At 57.0% G+C, this 1,225-nt stretch carries 1 protein-coding gene; it reads left to right on the top strand.

Annotated features, from left to right (window positions below; all coding sequences use genetic code 11):
- Nucleotides 1-231 precede the first annotated feature (231 nt).
- Nucleotides 232-1,206 (top strand): IS110 family transposase, encoded by a 975-nt coding sequence (locus BVH06_RS18975; protein WP_075935120.1) that lies wholly within the window; start codon nt 232-234, stop codon nt 1,204-1,206.
- Nucleotides 1,207-1,225 lie beyond the last annotated feature (19 nt).

Below are 1,225 nucleotides of genomic sequence, written 5' to 3'. Positions count from 1 at the left end.
GTCCACCCTTGTATCTCGACTACAGCCTTTCAGTGAGGTTATGGTTCCCGACTGATCATCGGGGGGAGGAGCTGCAAGCCGTGTCCACCCTTAAGCCTTGAGCTTGCGACGTAGATTGCGCTGCGCCCCTCCACACTCATCCGCTAAGTCCGAACGGTATCCAGAGCTTCGAGCTCGCATCAGCAAGGTTGGACGGATGCAGTGACGATCAGCCACCCAAAGGAGGAGATGATGAGCACTGTTGTTGGCATCGACATCGCCAAGCACACCTTCGATATCGCCACGCTTCAGGCCAATGGCAAATACCGCACCAAAGCCAAGCTGGCCAACGACCCGAAGGGGTTTGAAGTGCTGCTGCAATGGCTGAGCAAACACGCTGAGGCGCAGGCCTGGATCGTGATGGAAGCGACCGGCATTTACCATGAGGCCTTGGCTGAATGGTTGTATGAGCGCGGTTATCAGGTCTGCGTACTGAACCCGGCCCAGATCGCGTTTTACGCCCGCAGTCAGTTACAAAGAGTGAAGACTGACAAGGTCGACGCCAAGCTGATTGCCGACTATGGCCGACGCCATCAGCAAGAACTGCGTGCCTGGAAGCCGGAGCAGCCCTCGCTCAAACGCCTCAAAGCGCTGACCCATCGCCTCAAGGATCTGCAGGAACTGGAGCAGATGGAACACTATCGTCTGGACGTGACGAGCGATGCCAAGGTAGCCGCGTCGATCCAGTCGGTACTGGAGCATATTCGTCAGCAGATTGCTGACACACTCGAGGTGATCAAACAGCACTTCGATGACAACGATGATCTGAGAGGGCAACGCGACCTGCTCAAGAGCATCGATGGCATTGCCGACAGAACAGCGGCGTTACTGCTGGCGGAGTTGGGTGATATACGGCGCTTCGACGACAGCCGAGCCGTCACCGCATTTGCCGGTTTGAATCCAAGGCTGCAGGAGTCGGGAAAGCACAAAGGACATGTGCGTATATCGCGGATGGGGTCTGCATTACTGCGCGGCGGACTTTACCTGCCGGCGGTTACCTCCCTGACTTACAATTCAGCGATCCGGGCAATGGCTGAGCGACTGCGAGCAAAAGGCAAGGCCGGCAAACAGATCGTCTGCGCGGCCATGCGCAAGCTGCTATGCATCGCTTACGGGGTCCTCAAATCCGGCCAGCCCTTTAACCCGCAACTCGCTATTGCGAGGTGAAGGTTAAGACGGTATCTAC

Origin of the sequence: Pseudomonas sp. PA27(2017) (genome assembly GCF_001945445.1) — a bacterium.
In the GTDB taxonomy this organism is placed as follows: domain Bacteria; phylum Pseudomonadota; class Gammaproteobacteria; order Pseudomonadales; family Pseudomonadaceae; genus Aquipseudomonas.
This window is presented reverse-complemented; position numbering and strand designations above follow the sequence as displayed.